Source organism: Bradyrhizobium sp. WSM2254 (assembly GCF_000472645.1).
Classification (GTDB): Bacteria; Pseudomonadota; Alphaproteobacteria; order Rhizobiales; family Xanthobacteraceae; genus Bradyrhizobium; species Bradyrhizobium niftali.
Map to the genome: position 1 here is coordinate 71,831 of NZ_AXAB01000031.1, position 26,525 is coordinate 98,355.

Below are 26,525 nucleotides of genomic sequence, written 5' to 3' on the forward strand. Positions count from 1 at the left end.
GCTAGATCCGCCGCATCCAGAGGCCGCCGAGGATGAGCCCGCCGCCATTGACGAAGGCCATCCAGAGCGGAAACGTCTCGCCGATGAAGAAGAAGCCGATCAGCGTCAGCGCGGAGATGCCGAGACCGATCGCTACGAACGCGTAACCAAACCAGAGGCCCGCCAGCGTGTAGAACAGCATGAAATAGATCGGCCAAAACGTGCCCAACTGGCGCGGACCGAAATGACCGATGACTGATGTCACGAGGTAGCCGAAGGCGAAGAACAAGGCGAACACCAGGACCAGCCTGATATTGAAGGCTGCGCCATGGGGCTGATGCGGCGGATTGAGCAGGCGGATCGCAACCAGACCGCCGACGCCCAGAAAGTCCGAGGCAACCCAGGCGTAGACGGCATAGACCGGCCAGAGCCACGTCACGAGATTGGCGGCAAACACCAACACGCCCCACCAGACAGCCGCGAGGCTTGCGAGCTCATAGAGCTGCGATTGCTTCAACCGCTGGACGATATCGTCGATATCGGCCAGCGCCGCGGAGGCCTCCTTGCTGTCGATCATGACTGCCCTGCTCCGCGTGTTGCCACGTCCTCGGCGATCACCGAGATCGCTTTCGGGTTGGTGACGATGCCCATGTGGTTGATGCCGTCAATCAGTTTGACGTCGACCGACGGTTTGATCGCCTGCACGGTCTCGGCATATTTGTCCGAGATCATCATCTCGTCGTCGGCGCCGCCGAAGATCGTGATCGGACGCGTCGTCGCCGGAAGGTCGACGCGATAGCCGCGCGTCGCGAAATTGCGCATCAGGCGATCGGAATAGGTGGAAACGAGGTACTTCGCCGAAGTCGCCGGCACGGCCAGGGCGAGCACCGGAAGCTGCGAACAGCAGTCGATGCCGAGCTTGCGCAGCGCAGTCAGGCCCAGGAAGCGCGGGACATCGAGGTTGGCCCAGCCGCCGGCGTGCGGCCTGTTGGTCGGTGCGTCATAGCCAAGATAGGGCGCGAGCAGCACGGTGCGCACGAACATGTCCTGCATGATCGGTGTCGCGGCGACGCGCAGCGAGAAACCGGCACCGGCGGAATGGCCGATCAGGGTGAGCGGCAGGTCGGGCGCCGTCTTGCGCAAATGGGCGACGAAATCGACGAGGTCGTCCTCGAGCTGGCCGACATAGCCGATGTCGCCGCGCGTGCCGGAGCCGCCGTGGCCGCGGATGTCGAGTGCCCAGGTCTCTACCCCGCGCGAGGCGATCGCATGGGTCAACGCATGATTGACGGTGCCGCTGGAGCCGGACGAGCCATGGATGAAGATCGCACCGTGGCCCGTCGCGGGGCCATTCGGCGTGTAGTGGCGATAGCCGATCCAGGTGCCGTCGCGGGCCTGGAAGCGCTCGAGCGGCGGCAGCGTCGAGAAGTCGACGAGCTTCACGGACTCCGAGACCGATTTCATCTCGGGCGGCCGCTCCAGCGGCGTTGCGATCATTGCGGCCACGGTCAGCGCCATAGCGCCGACCGCACACAGGGCCCATTTCAGTCCGTGCAAAACGCCGCGCAGCAGCCGGATCGGCATCGCTCAACTCCCTCGAACATATCAATCAATAGAGAACTCTATATTTCAGAGTACTCTCCAGGTCAATCCGCGGATTGGCGCCGCGCGGCGAAAATCCTTAACGTCGGGCCTGACCCCAAAATGCCGAATCGTTTGCCGATGCCGCCCGCGGAACCCCTGCTCAACGCCCCAGAATTCACCGTCTCCGAGCTCTCACAGTCCCTGAAGCGGACGGTGGAGGATGCCTTTGGCCATGTCCGGGTCCGCGGCGAGATCTCGGGCTTTCGCGGCGCCCACTCCTCCGGCCACTGCTATTTCGCGCTCAAGGACGAGAGCGCCAAGATCGAGGCGGTGATCTGGAAGGGCGTGCACGGCCGCATGCGCTTCAAGCCCCAGGAGGGGCTCGAGGTTATCGCCACCGGCAAGCTCACCACATATCCGGGCTCCTCGAAGTACCAGATCGTGATCGAGGCGCTGGAGCCGGCCGGCATCGGCGCGCTGATGGCGCTGATGGAGGAGCGCAAGAAGAAGCTCGCCGCCGAGGGCCTGTTCGACGAGGCGCGCAAGCAGCTGCTGCCCTGGCTGCCGGAGGTGATCGGCGTCGTGACCTCGCCGACCGGAGCTGTGATCCGCGACATCCTGCATCGGCTGGAGGACCGCTTCCCCCGCCATGTGCTGGTGTGGCCGGTCAAGGTGCAGGGCGAAGGTTCGGCCGAGCAGGTTGCGGCTGCGATCCGCGGCTTCAACGCGCTGCCCGAAGGCAGCAGGATTCCGCGGCCCGACGTGCTGATCGTCGCGCGCGGCGGCGGTTCGCTGGAGGATCTCTGGTCGTTCAACGAGGAGATCGTGGTGAGGGCGGCTAGCGAGAGCATGATCCCGCTGATCTCCGCGGTGGGCCACGAGACCGACATCACGCTGATCGATTTCGTCGCCGACAAGCGCGCGCCGACGCCGACGGCCGCTGCCGAGATGGCGGTGCCCGTGCGCAGCGATCTGTTCGTCGAGGTCGCCGATCTCGCACGGCGCACCCGTGCCTATTGGCAGCGCGCCCACGAAAGCCGCCGCAGTGAATTGCGTGCGGCTGCGCGTGCGCTGCCGGCGGCCGGAGATCTGCTGGCGATCCCGCGACAGCGGCTGGATTCGGCAGGCGCCGCCCTGCCCCGCGGCTTGAAAGCCAACACGCATGCACATTTCCGCAGGTTTACTGCTGCGGGCGCAAAGCTGACGCTGCGGGTGCTGCACGGGCAGATCTCGCAGGCCGATCACCGGCTCACCGTGTGCGGCGAGCGGCTCGGTCTCTCCGCGCGGTCGCTGTTGCGACAGCGGCGCGACCGCTTTGCCGGTCTCGAGGTGCGGCTGCGTGCCTCAAAACTCTCCAACGCGCAGGCGCAGCGCAATGCGATTGCCCGCCAGCGCGAACGCACGCATCGTCTGGCCGAGCGTGCCAACCGTGCGCTGGTGACGCTGCTGCAACGGCTCGACGCCCGCGTCGAGGCCAGCGGCAAGCTGCTCTCGGCGTTGTCCTACCGCGGCGTGCTCGCGCGCGGCTTTGCGCTGGTGCGCGACGAGGCCGGCCATCCCCTGCATTCGGCCGACAGCATCGGGCCCGGCGCGCGCGTCGAGATCGAGTTCGCGGACGGACGTGTCGGCGCGACGACGGATGCCGATCGCCCGGCGCCTGCCGCAAAGCGCGCACAGCAACCGAAGCCGGCCGCGCAGGAGACCAAGCCCGCGCCGAAGCGCGTCGGCAAGCCGGTGGATCAGGGCAGTTTGTTCTGAGGGTGGTGGCTCACTCTCCGTGTCGTCCTGGCGAAAGCCAGGACCCATTACCCCAGGAAGTGGTTTGGCGAAGACTGATCGTTCGGGACTAATACCGCGCACAATCGATAGATTCCGCGGTATGGGTCCTGGCTTTCGCCAGGACGACGTCTGGGAGAGTTGGTCGCCCTCTCAATACACATCAGCGCGGAAGGGTGGGAGACGCAGCAGCCCGCCTCAGCGGCACGACAATCCCGCGTCGATCGTGGTCCAGAAGCCGCAATGTTCCGGCGCGAGCATTGGCGCGCCGGCATGGGCTTCGAACAGGAAGATCGCGACGGTGAAGACGATCAGTGCGGAGGAAAAGAGGACGATGCGGTTGCGCATGTGAGATGCGTTTAACCGACATCGTGGTCGAATGATGGCACCGCCACGTGCTGAAACCGCAGCAATGCGCGATCCGTAGATTCACCGTCGGCCATTATCCGTGCAGGGCGGTGGTCGATGCGGGGCTGTCCGCCTCAAACTGTTCCTCGGGCGGCCCCGCTTGGGAATCCGTCGCCTTATAGCCCGCATGAGCGCAGCGATATGCGGGAACTGTCTTCCCGGATATCGCTTCGCTCATCCGGGCTACTGGATCTTCATCACCGCGCCAGCCACTCCGCGACTTCCTTCTGCGACTCCGCGCGCGCGACCGCATCGGTGCCGAGATGGCCGTGCTCGGGCGCGGCGGCGTCGCTGCTGCCGGCAGCTGAGTGCAGCGGCGTGTTGGCGTGGTCGAAATCGTGATAGGCGCCGGGATAGACCACGATGCGCGCGAGCGCGCTGCGGCCATGCGCACCCTCGACCATCTGGCGGCAGGCCGGCGGCGACGACACGTCGTCATTGGCACCGATCAAGACCAGCGTCGGTACCCGCGTGCTCCAGCCGAGGCCGGCAGAAATCCGGCAATCCGGATAGAACGCGATCGCCGCGCGGAAATCCGGGCCTGCGTCGCGCGCCGCGTTCTGCGGGCGCACCGCCCACAGCAGCGTGCTCGCGCCGTTGGCCCAGCCGATCAGGCTGACGCGGTCGCGCGCGACCCAGGCCTGCTTCATCAGCCAGGCGCGCGCGGCCGCGACGTCGGCGACACGCTCGCGCCGCGCCTTGACGTGCGTCTCCTTGACGCGGCATTGCGGCCCAAGCTCGCGCGAGCCGTAGCTGTCGGGCAGCAACACCGCGTTACCCGCCTTGAGCAACCGCTCCGCCCAGTCGCGATAGCGCGGCAATACGGGATCACCATGGCCGCCAAGGCCGCCGCAGCCATGCAGCGCGATCACGGTCGGAAACGGCCCCACGCCCTCGGGCTTGTAGAGTTGCGCATGCAGGACGCCGGACGACAGCGGAATCTCGACCTGCTGCGGCGCAGGCGCGGCGCGCGCGGCCGACATCAGCAGCATCAGGAACAGGGCGGTCAGTCGAAGGCGCATCGGACTCTGCCGTATCAGGTGCCGGCCGAGGGCGCCGGGACGATCCTTCGCCCGAAGCACTATCATGCGAAAACGGCGGCAAAACATCACAAACCGGTGGGTTTACCGGGCGGACAGGCCGCCCTATCTATGCTACATCCCGTCCAACACATCGTGCCCTCCAGGTTTTTTACGGAGAGGCCTTCCACGGAGACTTTCGACGGTGCTGAACAAGTTCGGCTCTTCCGGCAATGGCGAAGCGCAGGTGCAGTATCTCGACGGCGATTTCCGCGTGATCTCGCCGGGGACCTATGTACGCTGCGCGATCACTGACACGCGGATCCCGCTCGACGAATTGAAGTACTGGAGCGTGGACCTGCAAGAGGCCTACGCCACGCCGGCCGCGGTGCTGCAGCGGCATTTCCCCGGCGCGCCGAAGCCGCAGCCGTGAGGCCGCGCCTGCGCTTCTATTGCTGCTCGGTGGCATCGCCGCCCACGCAGGTCTTGATGAAGGTCTTCCTGGGCTCGCCGACGACCTTCTGATCGATCGCCTGCTTCAGGCAATCGACCCGCGCCTGTGCCATGCAGAGCTGCAGCTGGTCGCGCTTGTCCTGTCCCTTCAGGTTTTGCGTCGAGCCGAGGCATGTCACGCGCTTGGTCGCGGGAACCGGCACTGTGCCGGTCGAAGCCGCGGGCGGCGTCGTTTGTGCAAACACGGGCGCAACAATCAGACACACAAGGCTGGCGGCGACCGTCGCGGACGGCAGTTTCATCGAATTCTCCTGATCGGTCCCAGACCGATAGGCGTTTTGCGATGAATGTCGCGTGAATGATGTCGTCACGCTGGAAAGCCGTTCCTTGTCGTCCTGAAGCGGCACCTCCCGGACTCTATCGCAAGGCGATCCGAGAAAAGTGGAGCGATTTCGTCGAGCCGGGAGCGAGCAATGCAGCCTATCGCGAGGCATGGGGATGGATGTGTCGGCGTCTCAACTGCGCGTCTCAAAAATGATCTCCATCGTGCCGATCCGCGTTGCATCGAACAGTGCTTGCACTCCCTGGTGAGTCATTTCGCGCTGTGGTTGGATTCTTTGTTGCGGGTCGGCGCCCTTAAGTTGTTTGACGAAGTCTTGCTGAAACACAGGGCTGCTACAGTGCATATTAGGTAACTGGCCCTGCTCTTTTTATCGCGCAGACAATCAAGTCAACCAAACGGCCATTGAGCTTTGGAATTGGCGCAGTCTGTGAACGGGCTCATATCGAAGAGCCATCCGGCGGGTTACGATCACCTCGAAAATTTGCAGTGGAATGTCTGTAAATCGAAAGCCAAACGATGGGGGTGATCATGCCCACCATATTGGACCTGCTCTATCGTGAATATTGCCGCGCCCGCCTCGCTGAAATGCGGAAACAGCTTCTGATCGCAGCTGAACGCTCTGAAGCTCTCGCAGCGCATTATCATCCTGCGGATCAGGGTGACGATGAGAGGACGGACGCACAACACAAGACCGGTCGCGGCGTGCCGAATTGAAGCGGCCCCAACACCGGCGATCTCTCCCGCGTAGCAGTGACCAAGCGATTGGCAGCAGTTTGGGAGCAAGCAATGAATACACCCGAATGCTATACTGTCATGGTGGCCTGCGCCTCGTGCCTGACCATCATCGGAATGATAGCCGTTGGGGCGTGGTGAGCATGACTGATTGCTGAACCGCAATCGCAATCCGCTACCTGGGCCGCAGGCAAGCACGTTCAGTCGGACCTACGGCGCCGGACGCAGCACGCGCCGTCCCGCATCGTCCGTCAATGGACGCCGGAAGGCTTTCGCCTCACCTCGGTTTGCAGAATTGATTCTTGCTGTGACGTTAAGCGTTGCCGCCGCTTGATACGATTGCGGCGGCTTCGCTCGAGATCCGGATGACATGTCGCCCCGGTCAATGGCGCGCGGTGTTGGGCTACGGCGGAGCCGCTTTGCCCATCCTGCAAAATCATCGCCTGCCGAACCGCCGCTCGCGCGCCTTGTAGAGATGATCGCTGATCAATTGCCGGAGCGCTGCGGGATCATCGAATTCGAGCTGAACCGCGAACGGCACGATGCCATCGGGCACGCCTTCGTGGCTGCGCAGGCGCGCGAGGTCCTTTTCCGTCGTCACCAGCGTGAGCTGCTCGCGCTGAGCGTCCGCCGTGAGCGCGGCGATCTCCTCGGGCGAGAACACGTGGTGATCGGCGAAGGAACGCGTGCGCGCGACCTCGATGCCGCAGGCGCGCAGGGTGCGAAAGAAGCGCTCGGGATCGCCGATGCCGGCGAAGGCGAAGACCCGCTTGCCGAACAGCTGCGCGACCGAGGCAGCATCCGGCTTCAGGCGCGCGCGCAGCTCGGGCTTGTTGCGCTTGGCAAGCTCGGCGGCGACATCGTTGGCGGCACGGCCGTCGCCGATCAGCACCAGCGCGTCGGTGCGCGCGAGCTGCGCCTTCAGCGGCGCGCGCAGGGGTCCGGCGGGAAACACGTTGCCGTTGCCGATGCCGCGCTCGCCGTCGATCACGATCAACGAGGTATCCTTCAGCAGACGCGGGTTCTGGAAACCGTCGTCCATCAGGATCACGGTCGCGCCTTGTGACTTTGCAAGGGCCACACCGTCGAGGCGGTCGCGCGCGACGACGACCGCAACGTCGCGCGCCATCATCAGCGGCTCGTCGCCGATGTCGGCTGCGATGTGACGCGCGCGATCGACCACGACAGGGCCCTTCAGGCGTCCGCCATAGCCGCGGCTGAGCACCACCGGGGTCTCGCCGAGCTCGCGCAGCAGCCTGGTCAGCGCCAGCACGGTCGGCGTCTTGCCGGCGCCGCCGACATGATAGTTGCCGACGCAGATCACGGGGATGCCGGCATCGAATCCCCTAAGCGCCATGCGACGCGCCGTGATCGCGCCATAGAGCGCGCCCAGGGGACGGAGGATTTGGGACTCTGGGGAACGCGGCCGGTACCAGAAGGCCGGCTCACGCATTGGCGGCTCCCATCTCGATCCGCAATTGCAGCAGATACGGCTCCAGCGCGGTCATGGTGCGCTCCAGCGCGCCGCCGAGCTGGTCGACCACGCTTCTGCCTGCGTGCTGCAGCTTATCGCGCACGGCGGGATCGGCGAGCAACTGGCCGAGCTGCTTGACCAGAAGCTCCTGCGTGTCGGCCTGGCGCGCGCCGCCGCTCGCATCGAGCGCTTCGTAGACTTCGGCGAAATTGAAGACGTGCGGACCGTGGACGATGGCAGCACCGAGCTTGATCGCCTCGATCGGATTCTGGCCGCCGTGGCGGATCAGCGACCCGCCCATGAACACGATCGGCGAGAGGCGGTAGAACAGGCCGAGCTCGCCCATGGTGTCGGCGACATAGACATCGGTGGTCGCCGTCGGCAGCTCCTCGCGCGAGCGCAGCGCCGGCTTCAGGCCCGACGCGGTGATCAGGCCCGAAATCGAGGAGCCGCGATCCGGATGGCGCGGCACGATCACCGTCAGGAGCTGCGGGAAGAAGCCGACGAGGCTGCGATGCGCCGCCACCAGCATCTCGTCCTCGCCCGGATGGGTCGAGGCCGCGACGATGATCGGCCGCCCGCGCGTCATCGCCATCAGCCGTTCGAGCTTGGCGGGATCGGCGGGCGGCGCCGGCACGTCGAGCTTGAGATTGCCCGTGGTGAGGACGTCGCGGCCGCCGAGCGCGGAGAAGCGTTCGGCATCGGTCTTGGACTGCGCGAGACAAATGTCGAAGCGCGACAGCAGCGCCGAGATGGTGCCGTACATGCGCTGCCAGCGCGGGAAGGAGCGCGGCGACATCCGCCCGTTGATCAGCACCATCGGCACCCGTCGCGTTGCGCCCGCCAGGATCAGGTTCGGCCACAAATCGGATTCGATGAACAGCGCCAGCGACGGCTTCCAGTGGTCGAGGAAGCGCGCGACATAGCGCGGGGAATCATACGGCACGTATTGATGGATGACGTCGGGCGGGAAACGCTTGGCCGCCACCGCGGCCGAGGTGACGGTGCCCGACGTGAGCAGGATGCGCAAATTGAGATCGCGCAGGCGCTCGATCAGCGCCGCCGCGGCCAGCACCTCGCCGACGCTGGCGCCGTGGATCCAGACCAGCGGACCATGCGGCCGCACGTCCCGGGACAGGCCGCGCCGCTCGCCGACGCGCGCGGGATCTTCCTTGCCCTGCTTCAGCCGCCGCTTGATCAGCGCAGGCGCGAGCGGCACGAGGCCGGAGGCCAGGCGTTGATACATCCGCAGCGTCATCGGGAGCGCGTCAGGCATCTTCCGGCCCCGGGCGGCCGAGCTGCGCATAGGCGCGCCGGGTCGCCTCGTTCAACGTCTCCTCCAGCTCCAGCCGCAGCGCTTCCATCATGGCGGCGTCGGCGTCCGGCGGAACGTGGATTTCCTTGATGCCGACCAATGCGCCCCGCCCGAATGGCAAATTGATGGTGGTGCGGTCCCAGTTCTTGAGCCGGATGAAGCGGCTGGTCGCCATAGCAAAAGGCATGATCGGCCGCCCCGATTCCCGTGCCAGCATGATGATGCCGAGCCCGGCCACGCGCGAGCGCTTGGGGACATCGGCGGTCAGGGCGACATTACAACCGTCCTGAAGCGTCCGCACCATTTCCTTGAAGGCGCCGACGCCGCCCTTGCGGTGGAAGGCGCCGCCATGGTCGCCGGAACCGCGGATGGTGCCGATGCCCAGCCGCTCGGCGGCGATCGCGTTGAACTCGCCGTCGCGATGCCGCGAGATCAGGACCCTGGCCTTGTACCAGTCCTTGTTCTTGATGAAGGGGGTGAGGAAATGCTGGCCGTGCCAGAAGGCGAAGATGGCGGGGATCTGCGGCTCGACGCGCTCATAGACGTCCGGCGGATCGAACGTGAATGTGTTGGTCCGCCAGACCAGACGCAGATATTCGGCCGCCAGGACCCCGACGGCACGCTGAACGAAGCTGCTCCGCAGCGTATTGCGAAGCAGCCTTTTCAACGCGCCTTCGTTTCTTGATTCGGGTCGAGCAGCCGGTGGAGATGGACGATGAAGTAGCGCATCTGCGCGTTGTCGACCGTGCTCTGCGCCTTGGCGCGCCAGGCGACGTGAGCAGAGGCATAGTTCGGATAAAGGCCGACGACCTCGACATCGTCGAGGTTCTTGAAGGTGTTGTGCTCGAGATCGAGCAGTTCGCCTCCGATGACGAGATGGAGCAGTTGTTGCGGGGCACTATCTGGCATGGGTTCTGTTCCTAACGGGCTGCCCGGCAAAGCAGTGTTCGACAAGCACAGCGAAAGCGCTCAGGGCAAGGGACGATTTCGAAAATGCGCGACAATGCTCGCATGACGATCGCGACCCGCTGCCACCAGCACCCCGTGCGCCACTTCCCGGCGGTTATAGAGGATGGGATCTCCGGAGAGGTCGCTCATCCTACCATCCGCTTCCTGCACGATCAAATCGGCCGCCGCAAGGTCCCAATCATGGCTGTTGCCGCCCGCAAAAGCCGCATCCAGCGCGCCATGGGCGACCCGGCAGAGCCGGAGCGCGAGCGAGCCGATTCGCGGGTGCAGCTTGATGTCGCCGCCGGCGGTGTTGAGCCGCTCGACCATCGGCTTGGGGCCGGCCATGCGGGAGAAATCGAGCGTGGCTCCGGACGTCGCCCGCACCGGCTTGTCGTTGAGCAGCGTGCCCTGGCCGCGGGCCGCGAAGAAGAACTCGCCGCTGGTCGGTGCGAACACCGCGGCCAGCACCGGCGCGGCGTCCGCGACCAGCGCCACGCTGACGCACCAGTCGTCATGGCCGCCCAGATAGTTGCGGGTGCCGTCGATGGGATCGACCACCCAGACAAGCCGCCGCGACAGCCGCGTGGCATCGTCGGCGCTCTCCTCCGACAGCCAGCCATAGTCGGGCGTGGCACTGCGCAGGCGCGCTTCGAGCAGGTCGTTGACGGCGATGTCGGCTTCCGACACCGGCGAGGACGCGCCCTTGGTCCATTTCTTCAGTTCGGTGCGGAACATCGACTGCGCGAGCGCGCCCGCTTCCCGCACCGTGTCCTTCAACAGCGCTGCGTCGCGGGTCAGGATCGTCGCGTCGAGAGAGTTCGCGTCAGCGTCCGCCAAGCGTCAAACCCTCGATGCGCACCGTCGGCGCATTGATGCCGTAGCGGAACTCGAGATTGTTGGCGGGCTGCATCGACTTGAAGATCTCGAACAGGTGGCCCGCAATCGTCACCTCGCTGACGGGATAGGTGATCTCGCCGTTCTCGATCCAGAAGCCGGAGGCGCCGCGGCTGTAATCGCCGGTGACGCCGTTGACGCCGGAGCCGATCAGGTCGGTGACGTAGAAGCCCTGCTTGATGTCGGCGATCAGCTCGGCCGGCGTCGGCGTGCCGGCCTCGAGATGCAGATTGTACGGTCCGGGCGAGGGCGAGGACGAGACGCCGCGATGGGCGTGGCCCGTGGTGGCAAGGCCCAGCTCCCGCGCGGTGGCGCAATCAAGCAGCCAGGTCGTCAACACGCCCTCGTCGATCAGCGCGGTCTTCCTCACCGCGACGCCTTCGGCATCGAAGGTCTGCGAGCGCAGGCCGCGCTTGCGCAGGGGATCGTCGATGATGCGGATGTTCTTGGCGAACAGCTGCTGGCCGAGCTTGTCCTTCAGGAAGCTGGTCTTGCGCGCGATCGAGGCGCCGTTGATGGCGCCGACGACATGGCCGACCAGGGAGCCCGCAACGCGCGGGTCGAACACGACCGGGACCTTGCAGGTCTCGACCTTGCGCGGATTGTAGCGCGCCACGGTGCGCTCGCCGGCGGAACGGCCGACGATCTCCGGCGACAGCAGGTCGGCCCCGTGCGGCGCCGAGGTGAAATCGTAGTCGCGCTCCATGCCGGTGCCCTCGCCCGATATCGCGGTGGCCGAGATGCCCTGGCTGGAGCGCAGATAGGAGCCGTGAAAGCCGGTCGAGGTGACGAGCACCATGCCGCCGATGCCGGCGGAGGCCGAGGCGCCGCCGGACTTGGTCACGCCCTTCACCGCGAGCGCCGCAGCCTCGGCTTCGAGCGCGCGGCGCTCGAGCTCCGAGGTCGCCGGAATATTCGGATCGAGCAGATCGAGATCGGGGAAGTCGCGCGCGAGCAGCGCGGGATCGGCGAGGCCGACATATTTGTCGTCGGGTGCGACCTTCGCCATCGCGACCGCGCGTTCCGCGAGCTTGGTCACGGCATCGCCGCTGACGTCGTTGGTCGAGACCACCGCCTGGCGCTGGCCGACCAGCACGCGCAGGCCGACATCGTCGCCCTCGGACCGCTCGGATTCCTCGACACGGCCGTCGCGCACCTCGACGCCTTGCGAGACGCCGCGCACTGCGACCGCATCGGCCGCATCGGCGCCGGCGCGCCTCGCCGCCTCGACCAGCCGCTGCGCGAGATCGGACAGCGCGGACTGATCGAACAGGTCACTATTGGCTTTGGGCGAAAGCGTCGAGCTTGGTGAAGGGTTCACAAACGAAATCCTGTTGGGGCGGGGTTCGGGACCGGAACCCACAGATGTGCCCTGGTAGCGCGGACTTCAAGCATTTTCAGCCCGCCAAAAGCTCAGATTCGCGACTTCGGCGCAACGTCTCGTCAATCATGCGCGCCAAGGTCTTGTCAATCATGAGCCGCGGTGACGCTGGGTTAACCAGCCTTTTTAAGCGGTTTCGGAAGCCGCCGCGCTAAGGTCCTCGCATCGACCGGGAACATAATCCTGGCGGGGAGAACTAAAGCCGTGAGGCGTCAAACAGCAACAAGCGGGATCGCTCCCGCCGGGTCGAGCCGCAGCTTGCGGCTCGACCCCCTTTCCCTTCCGGTCCGCTTCGATGCGCATGATCCGCGCGCCGACGGATACACAAGGCAGATCGAGCTTCATCGCGAACGCGTCGTGTTGCGCCGTGCCGTCCGCGGCATGCAGATGGCAATCAACGTGCGCGTCAGCGACTTCACCGGCGTCGCGCTGCGCGGCAACGACGAGGCGCAGGCCCTCATCCTCGTCCATCGCGACCCCTCGCTCTCCGTTCCGCTGCTGGTCGGCGCCGACGAGGACGAGCTCACCGCAGCCTGGGCGGTCTGGAGCGAGATCTTCGCGCTTCCGCAGCTCGACGAGGGCGCCCGCAAGCCCGCACCGCGCCGCCGCCGCGCCAACGCGATCCGCGCCCGCCGTCCGAAATTCCTGATGCGCCGGCGCACCGCCATGACGCGCGAGCTACCGGTTCATCGCGAAGAGCGTGAGATCATCGCGCGGAATTGAACGACAAGCACGGTGCCGTAGGGTGTGCAAAGCGAAAGCGTGCCCACCTTTTAAATCTCAATCCCGGAAAGATGGTGGGCACGGCGCAAGAGCGCCTTTGCCCACCCTACGACAGCTACGCCGCCCGCATCACCGCGTCCGCCAGCAATCCCGCGAACAGCAATAGCCCGGCATCGCGGTTCGACTTGAACAGGCGCAGGCAGAGCGCAGGATCGTCGATCCTGAGCCGCACGATCTGCCACGCCAGATGCAGGGCAAAGGCCACGAGCCCGAGCCAGGCGGGCCAGCGCACGTCGCCTGACGCCAGCGCGACGCCGATCAGCATCACCGCGAGCCCATAGAACAGGATCAGCGCCTGGTGCGTGTGCGCGCCGAACAGGCGCGCGGTCGACTTGATGCCGATCAGCGCGTCGTCCTCGGCATCCTGATGCGCGTAGATCGTGTCATAACCGATCACCCAGGCGATCGATCCGCCATAAAGCACGAGTGCGGTGACGTCGATGCGGCCGAAGGTGACGGCAAAGCCCATCAGCGCGCCCCAGGAGAAGGCGAGCCCGAGCACGATCTGCGGCCACCAGGTGATGCGCTTCATGAAGGGATAGATCGCGACGATCACAAGCGAGGCGATGCCGGTCAGGACCGCGAAGCGATTGAATTGCAGGAGCACCACGAGACCGATCAGGGCCTGCGCGACCATGAAGGCCAGCGCCTGCTTCGTGGTCACCTGCCCCGACGGCAGCGGCCGCGAGCGGGTGCGCTCGACCTTGTCGTCGAGGTCGCGGTCGGTGATGTCGTTCCAGGTGCAGCCTGCTCCGCGCATGACGAAGGCGCCGATGAAGAACAGGACGATGGTGAGCGGCAGGCGGCCGGCGTCGTGCGCGATGCCGGCGGCAAGCGCCGCCGACCACCAGCATGGCATCAGGAGAAGCCAGGAGCCGATCGGACGATCGAAGCGGGACAATCGCAAATAGGGCCGCGCCCATGGCGGCGCGAGCGTATCGACCCAGTTGCCGGTGGAGTCGGCAACGCGGGCGCTCGTGTCGCTCATCGGGTGAGGACGTTGCCGTTGAGCGTATCGAAGGTGCTGCCGCCTTTCTTGCCGGCGTTGGCCTCAGGCGCCGAGCCCGATCCCAGCACCTCGCTCAGCGACGGGCCGGCCGGACCGCGCGGCTGGTTCTGCATCTGCTGCGCAACCGTGCAGACCTTCTTCTGCATGGCCTCGGTGTTCTTGTGGCCGTCCTTCATCTGCGCGCCGACCTGTGCCGGGATTCCGCATTTGGCGGCATTCGCCTCGACAAACTTGATCATCTTGAGCTCGGCCTGGCTGAAATTGCCGATCAGCTTGCAGGCCTCGTCCGGCATCGCGTGACGGTCGCTCGCGGCCTTGATCAGCTTGCCGCGCTTCTCGGCCTCTTCGCGCAAGGGGACGAATCCCTTCATGCAGTCCTCGCCCGGCCCTTGCGTCGGCGGGGCCGCGCTGAAGGCGCCAGCGCCGCCGATCGGCGCAGCACCGTTTGCGGGAAACGAGGATTGCGGCGCCGCGCCGACGGATGCGGCCGGCGCGGAGCCGTTCACGGGCGGAAATGCCGAGCTGCTCGCGGCCTGGTTCGGCAGCGGCGCCGGGAAGGCGCTTTGCGCGTAGGCACCCGCGGCCCCCATGGTGACCATGGCGGCGGTGATCGGAACCATCAAATGACGGATCATCAAGGCAGTCTCTCCGGCAGGAGCTTACGGGGTTCGGCGTCTTCCCAATTGAAGCGCAACCAGCGTGTTCGCGTTTTTACGATTCCCGCCGGCGCTTAACAACCCGTCGAATAGGGCAGGAGCGCGGCGCGCCGACGCACCGGTTTGGCAATATTTACCCCCGGAATGGCGGCTTTCGGTTAATAACGGCCGCAAAACGGACCTTTGAACGATGCCCTCCCACGATTTTCGCGCCCCCCGCCTGTTCGTCGATGGCCCCCTCGCCCAGGACGTCAGGGTTCCGCTCGACCGCGACCAGAGCAATTATCTCGGCAATGTGCTGCGGCTGGCCGCGGGGGCCGAGGTCCTAGCCTTCAACGGCCGCGACGGCGAATGGCAGGCCGCCATCGAAGGCCGCAAACGGCCGGACGGCCTGGTGATCCTCCAGCCGACCCGGCCGCAGGACCGGCTGGCGGACCTCACTTACGTCTTTGCCCCGCTCAAGCACGCCCGGCTCGATTACATGGTCCAGAAGGCCATCGAGATGGGCGCCGCCAGCCTGCAACCGGTCCTGACCCGGTTCACCCAGGCCTCCCGGGTCAATACCGAGCGGATGCGTGCCAACGTGGTCGAGGCGGCCGAGCAATGCGGCATCCTGAGCATCGCGACCGTGGCCGAGCCGGTGCCGCTGGAGCGCTTCCTCGGCCAGCGCGCCGCCGGTCGCCTGCTCATCTTCTGCGATGAGGCCGCGGAGGTCGAAAACCCCGTTCAGAGCCTGCACGGCGCACGCGAGGCAGGACAAGGTATCGACGTGCTGATTGGCCCCGAAGGCGGCTTTGCCGAGGAAGAGCGGGCGCTGCTGTTGCGGCAGCCGAAAATCCTGCGGCTCGCCCTGGGGCCCCGGATTATGCGGGCCGACACCGCCGCGGTGGCGGCGCTGGCGCTGGTGCAGGCGGTGCTGGGCGATTGGGGCGGCAAGGCCACTTAGCTCTTGCAGTGATCACATTTGAGAACGCAGGAGGTCGTCATGGCCGGGCTTGTCCCGGGCATGACGATGGCGTTGGCCGGCCGTTAAGCGATTGATCCTTTGGAGGTCGAAACCGCTTTCCGGCCATGCTAAGGGCTGCGCCAACTGGCTTGCTCCCCTTGCCTCCCCTTGCCCTGCCCGGTTCCGCCGGGACGATGGACCCCTGAGATGACCGCGACTGCCACTTCAAATGCTGCCGGCTCCGCCGCCTGGGCGGATACGCTGCTCTTGTCGTTCGCGCAGGCCGGCTATGTCAGGGCCGAGCCGGCGATCCTGCAACCGGCCGAGCCGTTCCTGGACCTTTCCGGCGAGGACATCCGCAAGAGCCTGTACCTCACCACGGACCTCACCGGCGAGGAGCTCTGCCTGCGCCCGGACCTGACCATACCGGTGGCGCGCGATTACCTCGCCTCCAGCCGCGCCGGCCAGCCGGCCGGGTTCAGCTATCTCGGTCCGGTATTTCGTTACCGCGGTGGCCAGGCCAGCGAATTTCTTCAGGCCGGCATCGAATCATTCGGCCGCCAGGACCGCGCTGCGGCCGATGCCGAGATGCTGGCGCTGGCGCTGGAGGCGACCAGCGCCTTCGGCGTCCGCGACGTCGAGATCCGCACCGGCGATGTGGCGCTGTTCAACGCGCTGCTCGACGCGCTCAACCTCTATCCGGTCTGGCGGCGCCGCCTGGTCAAGGACTTCAACCGCAAGATCAGCCTGGAGCAGGATCTGGAGCGGCTGGCGGCCGCGACGACCGCCACCCGCAGCGAATATGAGGGCGTGCTGGCCGCGCTCGCCGGCTCCGACCGCAAGGCGGCGCTCGCCTTCGTCACCGATTTGATGTCGATCGCCGGGACCACCAATGTCGGCGGCCGCACCACCGCCGAGATCGCCGACCGCTTCCTCGAGCAATCGACGCTGAAGGGCGGCGCGCTGCCGCGCGAGGCGATCGCCGTGCTCAAGCCGTTCCTGTCGATCGCAGGCAATCCCGACGACGCCGTCGCCGAGCTGCGCGCGCTCACGACCGACGCCAGGCTCGACCTCACGGCTGCGATCGACCAGTTCGAGAGCCGGGTCGGCTTCATGGCGGCGCGCGGCATCGACGTGAAGCAGACGCGCTTCTCCACCGCGTTCGGACGCGGGCTCGACTATTACACCGGCTTCGAATTCGAGCTGCATCATCGCGGCAACGGTGCCGAGCCGCTGGTCGCCGGCGGACGCTATGACGGGCTGATGACCCAGCTCGGTTCGGCCGAGCCGATCGCCGCGGTCGGTTTCTCGGTCTGGGTGGACGCGCTGACCCGGATCGGCCGCAAGGTGGGAGCTTAAGTCATGAGCGCGCCATTCGTTCTGGCCGTTCCCTCCAAGGGCCGCCTCCAGGAAAACACCGAGGCCTTTTTCGCCCGCGCCGGCCTCAAGCTGTCGAAGGCCGGCGGCGCGCGCGACTATCGCGGCACCATCGCGGGCCTCGACAATGTCGAAGTCGCCTATCTGTCGGCGAGCGAGATCGCCGCGCAGCTGTCGCGCGGCTTCGCCCATCTCGGCGTCACCGGCGAGGACCTGGTGCGCGAGAACATCGCGGACGCCGACAAGCGCGTGTCCCTGATCGAAGGGCTCGGCTTCGGCTATGCCGACGTCGTGGTGGCAGTGCCGCAGGCCTGGATCGACGTCCGCACCATGGCCGACCTCGACGACGTCACCACCGGCTTCCGCGAGCAGCATCACATGCGGATGCGGGTCGCGACCAAGTTCGTCAATCTCACCCGCGCGTTCTTCCAGAACCACGGCATCACCGATTACCGCATCGTCGAAAGCGCAGGCGCGACCGAGGGCGCGCCGGCGGCCGGCAGCGCCGAGCTGATCGTCGACATCACGACGACCGGCGCGACCCTCGCCGCCAACGGCTTGCGGGTGCTCGATGACGGCATGATCCTGCGCAGCCAGGCCAATCTGGTCGCCTCCAGGGATGCCGACTGGTCGCCGCAGGCGCGGGAGACCGCGCGCATCATCCTCGACCACATCGCGGCGCGGGCGCGGGCCAACAAGTACCGCGAGGTCCGGACCCGATTCCGGCAGTGCGACGCCGCCCTGCTCGGCGAGGCCCACAGCCGTTTCGGCGTCGAGGCCCCGTTCGGCGGGCCGACCTCGTCGGGCATGCTGACGCTGCACTGCCCGCCGGGGCAGCTCTATGCGCTCGCGAGCTTCCTGCGCGAGCATGGCGCCGAGACCGTCTCGGTGGTCTCGCTCGACTACGTGTTCGACCGGGAGAACCCGCTGTTCGCCAAGCTCGAGGCGTTCCTGCGGCGGTGAGCCTCAGGTCCGTTCAGCGTAGCGACAGCAAACGGCAGCTACCATATGCTGTTGAGATGACCTTGAACGCCCTCTGGAACCTTGATCGATGACGCTGGGCTCTGACGTTTCCGGCCTGACGACCACCGCAGCGAACGCCGCCGCGAAGGGGTTGTCGATCGTCGTCCCCGTCTACAACGAGGCGGCGGGCCTCGCCGCTCTGCACCAGCGCATCTGCGATCTCGCAAGGACCCTGCGGCAACGCCATCGCCTCGCTTGCGAGGTGGTCTATGTCGACGACGGCAGCGCGGACGCGACGTTGTCGATCGCACGCAGCCTGCCGGCCGACGCGATCGACGTCCAGGTGGTCTCGCTGTCGCGCAATTTCGGCAAGGAGGCGGCGCTGATGGCCGGCCTCGACCATGCCCGCCTCGGCGCCGTGATGTTCATGGACGGCGACGGCCAGCATCCGCCGGCTCTCATCGAGCAGCTCGTGCGACACTGGATCGATGACGGCTATGACGTCGTCTATACGGCCAAGGCGCATCGCGACAACGAAACCTTCCTGCGGCGGCTCGCCGTGCACGGCTTCTACGCCCTGATCAACTGGGGCGCCCGCCAGAAGATTCCGGAAGATGCCGGCGACTTCCGCCTGCTTTCGCCGCGCGCGGTCACGGCGCTTCGGCAACTGCCGGAGCGCAACCGCTTCTTCAAGGGCCTGGCAAGCTGGATCGGCTTCCGCCAGATCCGCGTCGACTACGAGCCCGCGCCGCGCGCCCATGGCGTCACCACCTTCAACGCCGCGCGCCTGCTCGGCCTGTCGATCGAGGGCCTGACCTCGTTCTCGGTGGCACCACTGCGCTTCGCCAGCCTGCTCGGCGTCGTGCTCGCCGGCATCGCCTTCCTGTTCGGCCTCTCCATTCTCTGGGAGGTCTTCACCACCGGCAAGCAGGTCCCCGGCTATCCCTCGCTCGTGGTCGGCCTGATGACGATCGGCGGCGTCCAACTCATCATGATCGGCATCGTCGGCGAATATATCGGCAAGATCCTCTCCGAGCTGAAGGCCCGCCCGATCTACTTCGTCGCCGAGCACAGTGAAAAGCACTTCGAGACCGAGAAGGCCGACGAGGCCTCGAAGAGGACGGCGGCCGAATGAGCGCGGCGGCGCCGCCGCGGCGGATCTGGCTCTGCGCCGACGATTACGGCATCAGCCCGGGCGTCAACCGCGCCATCCGTGACCTGATCGGACGCGGCCGCCTCAACGCCACCTCGGTGATGATGGTGGGCCCCACGATCGCTCGGGGCGAGATCGAGGCGCTCCAGGCCGCAGCGAAGACGAGCCCGCGCTGCGCGATCGGGTTGCACGTGACGCTGTCCGCGCCGTTCCGGCCGCTTACCATGCATTTTCGCCCGCTCGACGGCGACATGTTCATGCCGTTTCCGAAGCTGTTGTGCGCGGGTGTCTTGCGGCGGCTCGACCGCGAATTCTTTCGCAATGAGGTGAAGGCGCAGCTCGCGGCCTTCGCCGACGCTTTCGGCTGCGCCCCGGACTTCGTCGACGGACATCAGCATGTGCAGCTCTATCCGCAGGTGCGCGACGGCTTTGTCGACGCGGTTATCGAAACCGCGCCGAACGCCTGGGTGCGTCAGGGCGGCCGTGACCTGCCGCTGAAGCAGCGGTTGGCCTCACCCAAAGCCATGGTGCTCGACATCCTCAGCGCACAATTCCGCCGCCGCGCCGCCAGTGCCGGCCTCGGCTTCAATCCCGGCTTCGCCGGCGCCTATGACTTCAGCCGCGCCGCCGATTTCGGCGAAATGATGCGGCAATTCCTGGACGGCCTGCCGGATGGCGGCCTCGTGATGTGCCATCCCGGCTTCGTCGACGACGTCCTTGCCGCGCTTGATCCGATGACCGACGTGCGCGAACGCGAGTATGCCTATCTCGGGAGCGACGAATTCGTGCGGCTGCTGGCGCAGACCAATACGACACTGGGGTGAAAGCCGGCGAAAGCGCCGGCCCGACGAGGCAGCTTGTCGCATACCGAAATTTAATATGGCCGGCACTGTTGGGGCCACAATGGAACCCTACATCTTCTGCGCGCTTGGTTTGCGCGAGGGAGATTGATCATGACGCCGCAGGAACGCCAGCTCGTCGACGAGCTTTTCGACCGGCTTTCGAAACTGGAAAATGCACCGCGCGATCCCGACGCGATCGCCGCGATCTCCGACGGCCTGCGCAAGGCGCCCGGCGCGATCTACGCGCTGGTGCAGACCACGCTGTTGCAGGACGAAGCGCTGAAGCGCGCCCATAACCGTATCCAGGAGCTGGAGGCGGCCCATGCGCCCGAACAGGCGCAATCCGGCGGCTTCCTGGATACCATGCGCGACACGCTGTTCGGTGGAGGCCCCTCGCGCGGCTCGGTTCCGAACGTGCCGCCGCGCGATTCGCGGCCGGTCTGGAACAGCGGCCAGGCGATGCAACAGACGCAACCCGGTTACGGCGCCCCGCCGCCCTATGGACAGGCTTACGGTCAGGCTCCGGCCCCGGGCTATGGTGCCCCGCCGGCCGGCGGTGGCGGCGGCTCGTTCCTCGGTACGGCCGCGGCGGCCGCAGCCGGCGTCGTCGGCGGCTCGCTGCTGCTCTCCAGCATCCGCGGCATGATGGGCGGATCGCACCAGCAGGCTTTTGGCGACACCAACGCCCTGGGCGACCGCAGCGCTGGTGGAAGCCCTTGGGGCGGCAGCGACCAGTCCGGCGGCTCGCTCGCGCGCGATGCCGGCCTCAACGACATCGGCTCCAGCCGCGACCGCGGCGGCGATTCCCGCCAAGGCTTTGTCGACCAGGCTTCGAACGACGACCAGAATTACAACGATCAGAACGACAATGACGACAACGTCGACTTGGCCGACGACAGCGATTTCGGCGGCGGCGACGATGGCGGCAGCGATTATGCGTAAGGCTGCTCGATAGCGCGCAAACAAAAACGGCCGCCCATGGGGCGGCCGTTTTCATTTCGAGGGTCTTGCGCAGCACTCTTCCCTTCTCCCCTTGCGGGAGAAGGTGGCGCGAAGCGCCGGATGAGGGGTTGCTTCAGCGAGCTCAATTGCAAGAGAGTCACGCGCGGAGACAGACCCCTCACCCGTCTCGCCGCTATGCGGCGAGCCACCCTCTCCCACAAGGGGAGAGGGTGAAACAGCGCCTCACATCACCACGACCTTGGTGCCGACATTGACGCGGCCGTAGAGGTCGATGACGTCCTCGTTGCGCATGCGGATGCAGCCGGAGGAGACGTTGGTGCCGATGGTCCAGGGCTCGTTGGAGCCGTGGATGCGGTAGAGCGTGGAGCCGAGATACATCGCGCGGGCGCCGAGCGGGTTTTCCGGACCGCCTTCCATGTGCCGGGGCAAGTCGGGGCGGCGCGCGATCATTTCGGCCGGCGGGGTCCAGTCCGGCCATTCGCGCTTGGCCGTGATCGACTTCACGCCGGACCAGGTGAAGCCGGGACGGCCGACGCCAATGCCGTAGCGCATCGCCCGGCCGTTGCCCTCGACGAGATAGAGGAACTTGTTCGGCGTATCGACCACGATCGTGCCGGCACTTTCCTTGCCGCTATAGTCAACGAGTTGTTTCTCGAATCTCGGATCGAATTGACGCTGCCGCGGATCGACCGCCTCCTGCTGGAGACCCGCGCCTTGCTGATATCCACCCTGCATCTGTGGCTCGCCCATCGGCGGCAGGCGGCGCGGATCGTTGTAACCCGGCTGCTGCTGATACACCGGCGGCGAAGCGTAGGCCGGACCGCGGCCGGGCCCGTCGCCGAACAGGAACTCGATGAAGCCGCCGCCCATGTTCGCATTGGAGGCGACGCGCACCGGCGCCGACGGCACTTGCGGCTGGTAAAGCACCGCGGGCGGATCGTTCGGCACGGTATTGTCGAAGGCGCTGGCGCTGGTTGCGCCGGCAACGAGGGTGCAAGCGCCGCCGAGCAGCGCGACAGACATTTTCTTGAACATCGACGTACTCTGTACTGTTTCGTCTAGATCACATGCGTCGTGCAGAGCTGATGGCTGATCGGCGTCCGCGACGTGGTCAATAAAAAGCAAAAGGCGTTTTGTTTGGTAAACGGAAACGCCGTTTTGATTCACCACGTCGCGAGCGACGGTCCAATTTGGCGATCAGCGTTTATTTTCGATGAACGCCTCATGCTCATGGTTAATCGCTCGTTTGCGGGCCGTCGCGCGCGGCCGCGCAACAGTTCCGGTCGTGAACCTCGTGTTAAATTGCTTCTGCCTACAAAGACGCGTGAGTGAGGTGGGGGGAGTTCCTGATGGCGATTCACCGCAAACGTTTTCGTGTCGAAGAGGCTATTGTCGGCGAGATGCCCAGCCCCGAAATGATTGAGGAGGCTGCGCCGATGCATAACGAGATCATGGCGGAGCTGCGCGCGATCCGCGCACAGATGGCGAAGGGCACCGCTGCCCCCCTGTCCGCCAGCGCGGCGATGGCGGCGATCGATGCTTCCACGGCTCATGAGCTTGCCGAGACGCGCACCATGCTCGACACGTACCGGGCGCAGATCGAGCAGTGCGAGAAGCTGAAGGTCGAGCTCGACCTCATCCACGACGCCATCGACCGCACCAAGCGCGAAATCGCGACGCTGCATGGCAAGAGCTTCGACGGCGGCGAGATGGCCAAGGTCAATGGCGAACTCGGCGCGGTCGTCGGCGGCACCGAGCAGGCGACCCAGCAGATCCTGGAAGCCGCCGAGTCGATCGACCAGGCGGCCAGTGCGATGTCCAAGGTGCAATCGGCCGACCAGCAGAAGCGGCTCGCCGACGACATCCAGGAACGCGTCATCTCGATCTTCGAGGCCTGCAACTTCCAGGACCTGACCGGCCAGCGCATCAGCAAGGTCATGACCACGATGAAGTTCATCGAGCAGCACATCAACGCGATGATGGAGATCTGGGGCGGCGTCGACGCGATCAAGGCCCATGTGCCGGCGCCGGTCGACGCCCGCAGCGACGACGAAAAACTCCTCAACGGTCCGAAGCTCGCCGGCGACGTCGGCCACGCCTCGCAGGACGACATCGACGCGCTGTTCGACTGAACGGACGCGAGATCGCGGAAACGCAAAACGCCGGCGCGAGCCGGCGTTTTTGTTTTTGGGGATTTATCTCACGCTATCATCGTCCGCCTTGTGCGCAATTGCGCACTGGGGCGGACGATCCAGTATTCCAGAGACAGCGAGGCTAGAGCCGAGAAGCCGCGGCGTACTGGATGCCCCGCCTGCCGCCTACGCTAAAGCTTCGGCGCCCCTAGACCGCAAACCCGGCGAAGCCTTGGCGTAGCCGGGTCGCGGGGCATGACGAAGGCGAGAGACTACGCCCTCGGGGCGCAGCGGACGTAGACCATGTTGCCGTAGCGGGTGGCGGCGTCCTTGTCGATGAAGCGGGTGATCAGGACGCGGCCGTCGAAGGACACGATCTCGCGGTCCTGCTCGCCGGGGGTCGGACCGGCCGGCCCGATATAGTTCTTGCCGCTGGGCGAACCCTTGAGCCGCAATTCCTGCGGCGTCGCCTGGTCGGCCAGATGCATGACCACGCCGCCGGAGGTTCCGGCGCCGATCACGTAAGGATTCTTGCACTGGGACCGCGCCGCAGCCTCGGTGCGGGCGCGGTCGGCCGGGTTCTGGAACGAGGCAAGACCCCAGCGGCCGACGATCTCGTCGGCGCGGATGCTCGCCGGCATTTCCGGGCCGGTACCGGGCTCGGCTTCGGGCGGCGGAGACGACGACGAGAAGGACGGCAGGCTCATGCCGCCGCCGCAGGCGCCCAGCAACAGCGCCAGAGAAGACGCGGCCGCCAGATTGGCTACCGTGCGCGCGCGAGCTGAACTGATCATGGCATTCCCCCGAACAAGACCATGGCCGCACCCCTCCCGCAGCCAAGCGCAAAACCGACGCCGGGGCAATGACGTCCTTTGATACGCCGGCGCCCCGAACACGTTTCCAATGCCACCATCCTATATCCGCCTCACCAATCGCTTAACCACCTTTGCTTGACAGGATCGCGGCCAAGCCATATTTCCGGGCGCACTATTAGCACTCGGAAAGCCCGATTGCTAAGCGCGCCGTTCGATCCTCGGGAAGAGGACGGACGGAAGCGCCGCCCCACCCACTTCATTACTTCCGAAGCGAGCCTCCAAAGGGAAACGTCATGGCTAAATCCAAATTTCGTCCGCTGCATGACCGTGTCGTGGTCAAACGTATCGACGCCGAGGAAAAGACCAAGGGCGGCATCATCATTCCGGACACAGCCAAGGAAAAGCCGTCCCAGGGCGAGGTCGTCGCCGTCGGCCCCGGCGGCCGCGACGAGACCGGCAAGCTGATCCCGATCGACCTCAAGGCGGGCGACCGCGTGCTGTTCGGCAAGTGGTCGGGCACCGAGGTCAAGATCGACAACGAAGAGCTCCTGATCATGAAGGAGTCGGACATCATGGGCGTTCTGGCCTAAGGCCATCCGCCTGAACAGCCGCTGAATGCGCCACTGTCATGCCCGGGCCTGACCCGGGCATCCATCATTCTTCGCAAAAAGATGGATTGCCGGGTCAAGCCCGGCAATGACGGAGAGAGCGCAACCCAGCACGAAACAAGACACATCACGAAACACGAGGGATTGCAGAAATGGCTGCCAAAGACGTCAAGTTTTCCGGAGACGCGCGCGAACGCATGCTGCGTGGCGTCGACATTCTCGCCAACGCCGTCAAGGTGACGCTCGGCCCGAAGGGCCGCAACGTCGTCATCGAGAAGAGCTTCGGCGCGCCCCGCATCACCAAGGACGGCGTCACCGTCGCCAAGGAGATCGAGCTCGAGGACAAGTTCGAGAACATGGGCGCCCAGATGGTGCGTGAGGTCGCCTCCAAGACCAACGACCTCGCCGGCGACGGCACCACCACCGCGACCGTGCTGGCCCAGGCCATCGTGCGCGAAGGCGCCAAGGCGGTTGCCGCCGGGATGAACCCGATGGACCTCAAGCGCGGCATCGACATCGCGGTTGCCGCCGTCATCAAGGACATCGAGAAGCGCGCCAAGCCGGTTGCCGCCTCCTCCGAGGTCGCCCAGGTCGGCACCATCTCGGCCAACGGCGATGCCGCCATCGGCAAGATGATCGCGCAGGCGATGCAGAAGGTCGGCAACGAGGGCGTCATCACCGTCGAGGAGAACAAGTCGCTCGACACCGAGGTCGACATCGTCGAGGGCATGAAGTTCGGCCGCGGCTATCTCAGCCCCTACTTCGTCACCAACGCCGAGAAGATGACCGCCGAGCTCGAGGACGCCTACATCCTCCTGCACGAAAAGAAGCTCTCGGGCCTCCAGGCCATGCTGCCGGTGCTCGAAGCCGTGGTGCAGTCGGGCAAGCCGCTCGTCATCATCGCCGAGGACGTCGAGGGCGAGGCGCTGGCGACCCTGGTCGTCAACCGTCTGCGCGGCGGCCTCAAGGTCGCCGCCGTCAAGGCGCCGGGCTTCGGTGACCGCCGCAAGGCCATGCTCGAGGACATCGCGATCCTCACCGGCGGCCAGCTCATCTCCGAAGAGCTCGGCATCAAGCTCGAGAACGTCACGGTGAAGATGCTCGGCCGCGCCAAGAAGGTGGTGATCGACAAGGAGAACACCACGATCGTCAACGGCGCCGGCAAGAAGCCCGACATCGAGGCCCGCGTCGGCCAGATCAAGGCGCAGATCGAGGAGACCACCTCGGACTACGACCGCGAGAAGCTCCAGGAGCGCCTCGCCAAGCTGGCCGGCGGCGTCGCGGTGATCCGCGTCGGCGGCGCGACCGAGATCGAGGTCAAGGAGAAGAAGGACCGCGTCGAGGACGCCCTCAACGCCACCCGTGCCGCAGTGCAGGAAGGCATCGTCCCCGGCGGCGGCGTCGCGCTGCTCCGCGCCAAGAAGGCGGTCGGCCGTCTCACCAACGCCAATGACGACGTCCAGGCCGGCATCAACATCGTGCTGAAGGCGCTGGAAGCCCCGATCCGCCAGATCTCCGAGAACGCGGGCGTGGAAGGTTCGATCGTCGTCGGCAAGATCCTCGAGAACAAGTCCGAGACCTTCGGCTTCGACGCCCAGAACGAGGACTATGTCGACATGGTCGAGAAGGGCATCATCGACCCCGCCAAGGTGGTGCGCACCGCGCTCCAGGACGCCTCCTCCGTGGCCGGCCTGCTGGTGACCACCGAAGCCATGGTCGCCGAGACGCCGAAGGAAGCTCCGCCCGCGATGCCGGCCGGCGGCGGCATGGGCGGCTTCTGAGCCGACCGTTCCGTGACAATGTTGCGAAGGCCGCCTCCGGGCGGCCTTCTTTTTTGCCGACCATGGCTCACGCTTTCCGATTCAACCGACGGCCAAAACCCACTACGGTGGCGCCGATTCTAAAGCGCGACGAGATCGGAAAATGAGTCGTCATCGCGCTTTAGGTTATTGTTTGAGCATGATCTTTT

General features: G+C 65.9%; 28 protein-coding genes. 13 read left to right on the plus strand and 15 right to left on the minus strand.

The genetic code is table 11. The annotated features are described in order from the left end of the window. Position 1: 1 nt before the first annotated feature. Both A3M7_RS0123130 and A3M7_RS0123135 read right to left on the minus strand, forming a co-directional pair. The gene (locus tag A3M7_RS0123130; RefSeq protein WP_027546026.1) at positions 2 to 556 is read right to left on the minus strand and encodes a hypothetical protein; all 555 of its coding nucleotides are present in this window, start codon (positions 554 to 556) and stop codon (positions 2 to 4) included. Beyond that, entirely contained in the window at positions 553 to 1,563 is a 1,011-nt protein-coding gene (locus A3M7_RS0123135) for an alpha/beta hydrolase (protein WP_027546027.1), read from the minus strand. Before A3M7_RS0123135 ends, A3M7_RS0123130 begins: the two co-directional genes overlap by 4 nt. Positions 1,564 to 1,683: 120 nt before the next feature. Between A3M7_RS0123135 and xseA the strand changes: the two genes are divergently transcribed. Further along, entirely contained in the window at positions 1,684 to 3,321 is a 1,638-nt protein-coding gene (gene xseA / locus A3M7_RS0123140) for an exodeoxyribonuclease VII large subunit (RefSeq protein WP_084302414.1), read from the plus strand. Positions 3,322 to 3,537: 216 nt separating this feature from the next. Here the strand turns inward: xseA and A3M7_RS47035 are convergent, their stop codons facing one another. Both A3M7_RS47035 and A3M7_RS0123150 read right to left on the minus strand, forming a co-directional pair. After that, positions 3,538 to 3,687, minus strand: a complete 150-nt coding sequence (locus A3M7_RS47035; RefSeq protein ID WP_165448178.1) for a hypothetical protein — start codon at positions 3,685 to 3,687, stop codon at positions 3,538 to 3,540. Between the two features lie 257 nt (positions 3,688 to 3,944). After that, a complete protein-coding gene (locus A3M7_RS0123150; protein WP_027546029.1) occupies positions 3,945 to 4,769 on the minus strand; it encodes a dienelactone hydrolase family protein in 825 nt (274 codons plus the stop codon). A 202-nt stretch (positions 4,770 to 4,971) separates the two neighbouring features. On the opposite strand from A3M7_RS0123150, the gene A3M7_RS0123155 reads away from it, so the two are divergent. Next, on the plus strand, positions 4,972 to 5,199 hold the full coding sequence (locus A3M7_RS0123155) for a DUF2093 domain-containing protein (protein ID WP_011090242.1): 228 nt from the start codon (positions 4,972 to 4,974) through the stop codon (positions 5,197 to 5,199). A gap of 16 nt (positions 5,200 to 5,215) precedes the next feature. Here the strand turns inward: A3M7_RS0123155 and A3M7_RS0123160 are convergent, their stop codons facing one another. Further along, positions 5,216 to 5,521, minus strand: a complete 306-nt coding sequence (locus A3M7_RS0123160) for a hypothetical protein (RefSeq protein ID WP_027546030.1) — start codon at positions 5,519 to 5,521, stop codon at positions 5,216 to 5,218. Positions 5,522 to 6,090: 569 nt separating this feature from the next. Between A3M7_RS0123160 and A3M7_RS49810 the strand changes: the two genes are divergently transcribed. Continuing rightward, positions 6,091 to 6,276: a hypothetical protein gene (locus tag A3M7_RS49810; RefSeq protein WP_198033804.1), complete on the plus strand. Its 186-nt coding sequence runs from the start codon at positions 6,091 to 6,093 to the stop codon at positions 6,274 to 6,276. Positions 6,277 to 6,730: 454 nt separating this feature from the next. Here A3M7_RS49810 and lpxK read toward each other — a convergent pair whose 3' ends face one another. From lpxK to A3M7_RS0123200, 6 genes are read right to left on the minus strand one after another with little or no spacing between them, the layout of a single operon-like run. Then, on the minus strand, positions 6,731 to 7,747 hold the full coding sequence (gene lpxK / locus A3M7_RS0123175) for a tetraacyldisaccharide 4'-kinase (RefSeq protein WP_027546032.1): 1,017 nt from the start codon (positions 7,745 to 7,747) through the stop codon (positions 6,731 to 6,733). Beyond that, a complete protein-coding gene (locus A3M7_RS0123180; RefSeq protein ID WP_027546033.1) occupies positions 7,740 to 9,074 on the minus strand; it encodes a 3-deoxy-D-manno-octulosonic acid transferase in 1,335 nt (444 codons plus the stop codon). The genes lpxK and A3M7_RS0123180 overlap by 8 nt, the downstream gene beginning before the upstream one ends. Beyond that, on the minus strand, positions 9,037 to 9,750 hold the full coding sequence (locus tag A3M7_RS0123185; RefSeq protein ID WP_027546034.1) for a lysophospholipid acyltransferase family protein: 714 nt from the start codon (positions 9,748 to 9,750) through the stop codon (positions 9,037 to 9,039). The genes A3M7_RS0123180 and A3M7_RS0123185 overlap by 38 nt, the downstream gene beginning before the upstream one ends. Continuing rightward, the gene (locus A3M7_RS0123190; RefSeq protein WP_027546035.1) at positions 9,747 to 9,992 is read right to left on the minus strand and encodes a DUF4170 domain-containing protein; all 246 of its coding nucleotides are present in this window, start codon (positions 9,990 to 9,992) and stop codon (positions 9,747 to 9,749) included. Before A3M7_RS0123190 ends, A3M7_RS0123185 begins: the two co-directional genes overlap by 4 nt. Before the next feature lie 60 nt (positions 9,993 to 10,052). Then, positions 10,053 to 10,871: a 3'(2'),5'-bisphosphate nucleotidase CysQ gene (locus A3M7_RS0123195; protein WP_027546036.1), complete on the minus strand. Its 819-nt coding sequence runs from the start codon at positions 10,869 to 10,871 to the stop codon at positions 10,053 to 10,055. Next, the gene (locus A3M7_RS0123200) at positions 10,858 to 12,249 is read right to left on the minus strand and encodes a TldD/PmbA family protein (protein WP_027546037.1); all 1,392 of its coding nucleotides are present in this window, start codon (positions 12,247 to 12,249) and stop codon (positions 10,858 to 10,860) included. The genes A3M7_RS0123195 and A3M7_RS0123200 overlap by 14 nt, the downstream gene beginning before the upstream one ends. 264 nt (positions 12,250 to 12,513) lie before the next feature. On the opposite strand from A3M7_RS0123200, the gene A3M7_RS0123205 reads away from it, so the two are divergent. Further along, the gene (locus tag A3M7_RS0123205) at positions 12,514 to 13,032 is read left to right on the plus strand and encodes a DUF6101 family protein (protein ID WP_027546038.1); all 519 of its coding nucleotides are present in this window, start codon (positions 12,514 to 12,516) and stop codon (positions 13,030 to 13,032) included. Positions 13,033 to 13,147: 115 nt separating this feature from the next. On the opposite strand, the gene ubiA is transcribed toward A3M7_RS0123205, so the two are convergent. Both ubiA and A3M7_RS0123215 read right to left on the minus strand, forming a co-directional pair. Then, a complete protein-coding gene (gene ubiA, locus A3M7_RS0123210; protein ID WP_027546039.1) occupies positions 13,148 to 14,080 on the minus strand; it encodes a 4-hydroxybenzoate octaprenyltransferase in 933 nt (310 codons plus the stop codon). Continuing rightward, positions 14,077 to 14,736: a hypothetical protein gene (locus A3M7_RS0123215; RefSeq protein ID WP_027546040.1), complete on the minus strand. Its 660-nt coding sequence runs from the start codon at positions 14,734 to 14,736 to the stop codon at positions 14,077 to 14,079. Before A3M7_RS0123215 ends, ubiA begins: the two co-directional genes overlap by 4 nt. A gap of 211 nt (positions 14,737 to 14,947) precedes the next feature. Between A3M7_RS0123215 and A3M7_RS0123220 the strand changes: the two genes are divergently transcribed. The 6 genes from A3M7_RS0123220 to A3M7_RS0123245 all read left to right on the plus strand — a co-directional run bounded on the left by A3M7_RS0123220 (position 14,948) and on the right by A3M7_RS0123245 (position 20,980). Further along, positions 14,948 to 15,703, plus strand: a complete 756-nt coding sequence (locus A3M7_RS0123220; RefSeq protein WP_027546041.1) for a 16S rRNA (uracil(1498)-N(3))-methyltransferase — start codon at positions 14,948 to 14,950, stop codon at positions 15,701 to 15,703. Positions 15,704 to 15,910: 207 nt separating this feature from the next. Further along, positions 15,911 to 17,062, plus strand: a complete 1,152-nt coding sequence (locus A3M7_RS0123225; protein WP_027546042.1) for an ATP phosphoribosyltransferase regulatory subunit — start codon at positions 15,911 to 15,913, stop codon at positions 17,060 to 17,062. A gap of 3 nt (positions 17,063 to 17,065) precedes the next feature. Continuing rightward, positions 17,066 to 18,043 (plus strand): ATP phosphoribosyltransferase, encoded by a 978-nt coding sequence (hisG, locus tag A3M7_RS0123230; RefSeq protein WP_027546043.1) that lies wholly within the window; start codon positions 17,066 to 17,068, stop codon positions 18,041 to 18,043. Between the two features lie 88 nt (positions 18,044 to 18,131). Further along, entirely contained in the window at positions 18,132 to 19,178 is a 1,047-nt protein-coding gene (locus tag A3M7_RS0123235; protein ID WP_027546044.1) for a glycosyltransferase family 2 protein, read from the plus strand. Then, entirely contained in the window at positions 19,175 to 20,020 is an 846-nt protein-coding gene (locus A3M7_RS0123240; RefSeq protein ID WP_027546045.1) for a ChbG/HpnK family deacetylase, read from the plus strand. Before A3M7_RS0123235 ends, A3M7_RS0123240 begins: the two co-directional genes overlap by 4 nt. A 129-nt stretch (positions 20,021 to 20,149) precedes the next feature. After that, positions 20,150 to 20,980 (plus strand): DUF2076 domain-containing protein, encoded by an 831-nt coding sequence (locus tag A3M7_RS0123245; RefSeq protein ID WP_027546046.1) that lies wholly within the window; start codon positions 20,150 to 20,152, stop codon positions 20,978 to 20,980. A gap of 243 nt (positions 20,981 to 21,223) precedes the next feature. Here A3M7_RS0123245 and A3M7_RS0123250 read toward each other — a convergent pair whose 3' ends face one another. Beyond that, complete coding sequence (locus A3M7_RS0123250; protein ID WP_027546047.1) at positions 21,224 to 22,036, minus strand: L,D-transpeptidase; 813 nt, start codon at positions 22,034 to 22,036, stop codon at positions 21,224 to 21,226. Positions 22,037 to 22,350: 314 nt separating this feature from the next. Here A3M7_RS0123250 and A3M7_RS0123255 point away from each other — a divergent pair, with 314 nt between their 5' ends. After that, positions 22,351 to 23,133, plus strand: a complete 783-nt coding sequence (locus A3M7_RS0123255; RefSeq protein ID WP_027546048.1) for a protein phosphatase CheZ — start codon at positions 22,351 to 22,353, stop codon at positions 23,131 to 23,133. A gap of 272 nt (positions 23,134 to 23,405) precedes the next feature. Here A3M7_RS0123255 and A3M7_RS0123260 read toward each other — a convergent pair whose 3' ends face one another. Next, entirely contained in the window at positions 23,406 to 23,927 is a 522-nt protein-coding gene (locus tag A3M7_RS0123260; RefSeq protein ID WP_027546049.1) for a hypothetical protein, read from the minus strand. A 314-nt stretch (positions 23,928 to 24,241) separates the two neighbouring features. Between A3M7_RS0123260 and groES the strand changes: the two genes are divergently transcribed. Further along, a complete protein-coding gene (gene groES, locus A3M7_RS0123265) occupies positions 24,242 to 24,538 on the plus strand; it encodes a co-chaperone GroES (RefSeq protein ID WP_027546050.1) in 297 nt (98 codons plus the stop codon). 170 nt (positions 24,539 to 24,708) lie between these two features. Continuing rightward, complete coding sequence (groL, locus tag A3M7_RS0123270; RefSeq protein WP_027546051.1) at positions 24,709 to 26,337, plus strand: chaperonin GroEL; 1,629 nt, start codon at positions 24,709 to 24,711, stop codon at positions 26,335 to 26,337. Positions 26,338 to 26,525: the final 188 nt, after the last annotated feature.

Excerpts from the sequence above, each read along its gene's own strand:
- A3M7_RS0123260 (WP_027546049.1), bottom strand. The coding sequence starts at position 23,927 with ATGATCAGTTCAGCTCGCGCGCGCACGGTAGCCAATCTGGCGGCCGCG.
- groES (WP_027546050.1), top strand. The coding sequence starts at position 24,242 with ATGGCTAAATCCAAATTTCGTCCGCTGCATGACCGTGTCGTGGTCAAA.
- lpxK (WP_027546032.1), bottom strand. The coding sequence starts at position 7,747 with ATGCGTGAGCCGGCCTTCTGGTACCGGCCGCGTTCCCCAGAGTCCCAA.
- A3M7_RS0123245 (WP_027546046.1), top strand. The coding sequence starts at position 20,150 with ATGACGCCGCAGGAACGCCAGCTCGTCGACGAGCTTTTCGACCGGCTT.
- A3M7_RS0123240 (WP_027546045.1), top strand. The coding sequence starts at position 19,175 with ATGAGCGCGGCGGCGCCGCCGCGGCGGATCTGGCTCTGCGCCGACGAT.
- A3M7_RS0123250 (WP_027546047.1), bottom strand. The coding sequence starts at position 22,036 with ATGTTCAAGAAAATGTCTGTCGCGCTGCTCGGCGGCGCTTGCACCCTC.
- A3M7_RS0123180 (WP_027546033.1), bottom strand. The coding sequence starts at position 9,074 with ATGCGCAGCTCGGCCGCCCGGGGCCGGAAGATGCCTGACGCGCTCCCG.
- A3M7_RS0123130 (WP_027546026.1), bottom strand. The coding sequence starts at position 556 with ATGATCGACAGCAAGGAGGCCTCCGCGGCGCTGGCCGATATCGACGAT.
- ubiA (WP_027546039.1), bottom strand. The coding sequence starts at position 14,080 with ATGAGCGACACGAGCGCCCGCGTTGCCGACTCCACCGGCAACTGGGTC.
- A3M7_RS0123160 (WP_027546030.1), bottom strand. The coding sequence starts at position 5,521 with ATGAAACTGCCGTCCGCGACGGTCGCCGCCAGCCTTGTGTGTCTGATT.
- A3M7_RS0123135 (WP_027546027.1), bottom strand. The coding sequence starts at position 1,563 with ATGCCGATCCGGCTGCTGCGCGGCGTTTTGCACGGACTGAAATGGGCC.
- A3M7_RS0123255 (WP_027546048.1), top strand. The coding sequence starts at position 22,351 with ATGGCGATTCACCGCAAACGTTTTCGTGTCGAAGAGGCTATTGTCGGC.
- groL (WP_027546051.1), top strand. The coding sequence starts at position 24,709 with ATGGCTGCCAAAGACGTCAAGTTTTCCGGAGACGCGCGCGAACGCATG.
- hisG (WP_027546043.1), top strand. The coding sequence starts at position 17,066 with ATGAGCGCGCCATTCGTTCTGGCCGTTCCCTCCAAGGGCCGCCTCCAG.
- A3M7_RS47035 (WP_165448178.1), bottom strand. The coding sequence starts at position 3,687 with ATGCGCAACCGCATCGTCCTCTTTTCCTCCGCACTGATCGTCTTCACC.
- A3M7_RS0123225 (WP_027546042.1), top strand. The coding sequence starts at position 15,911 with ATGACCGCGACTGCCACTTCAAATGCTGCCGGCTCCGCCGCCTGGGCG.
- A3M7_RS0123190 (WP_027546035.1), bottom strand. The coding sequence starts at position 9,992 with ATGCCAGATAGTGCCCCGCAACAACTGCTCCATCTCGTCATCGGAGGC.
- A3M7_RS49810 (WP_198033804.1), top strand. The coding sequence starts at position 6,091 with ATGCCCACCATATTGGACCTGCTCTATCGTGAATATTGCCGCGCCCGC.
- A3M7_RS0123235 (WP_027546044.1), top strand. The coding sequence starts at position 18,132 with ATGACGCTGGGCTCTGACGTTTCCGGCCTGACGACCACCGCAGCGAAC.
- A3M7_RS0123215 (WP_027546040.1), bottom strand. The coding sequence starts at position 14,736 with ATGATCCGTCATTTGATGGTTCCGATCACCGCCGCCATGGTCACCATG.
- xseA (WP_084302414.1), top strand. The coding sequence starts at position 1,684 with ATGCCGAATCGTTTGCCGATGCCGCCCGCGGAACCCCTGCTCAACGCC.
- A3M7_RS0123220 (WP_027546041.1), top strand. The coding sequence starts at position 14,948 with ATGCCCTCCCACGATTTTCGCGCCCCCCGCCTGTTCGTCGATGGCCCC.
- A3M7_RS0123150 (WP_027546029.1), bottom strand. The coding sequence starts at position 4,769 with ATGCGCCTTCGACTGACCGCCCTGTTCCTGATGCTGCTGATGTCGGCC.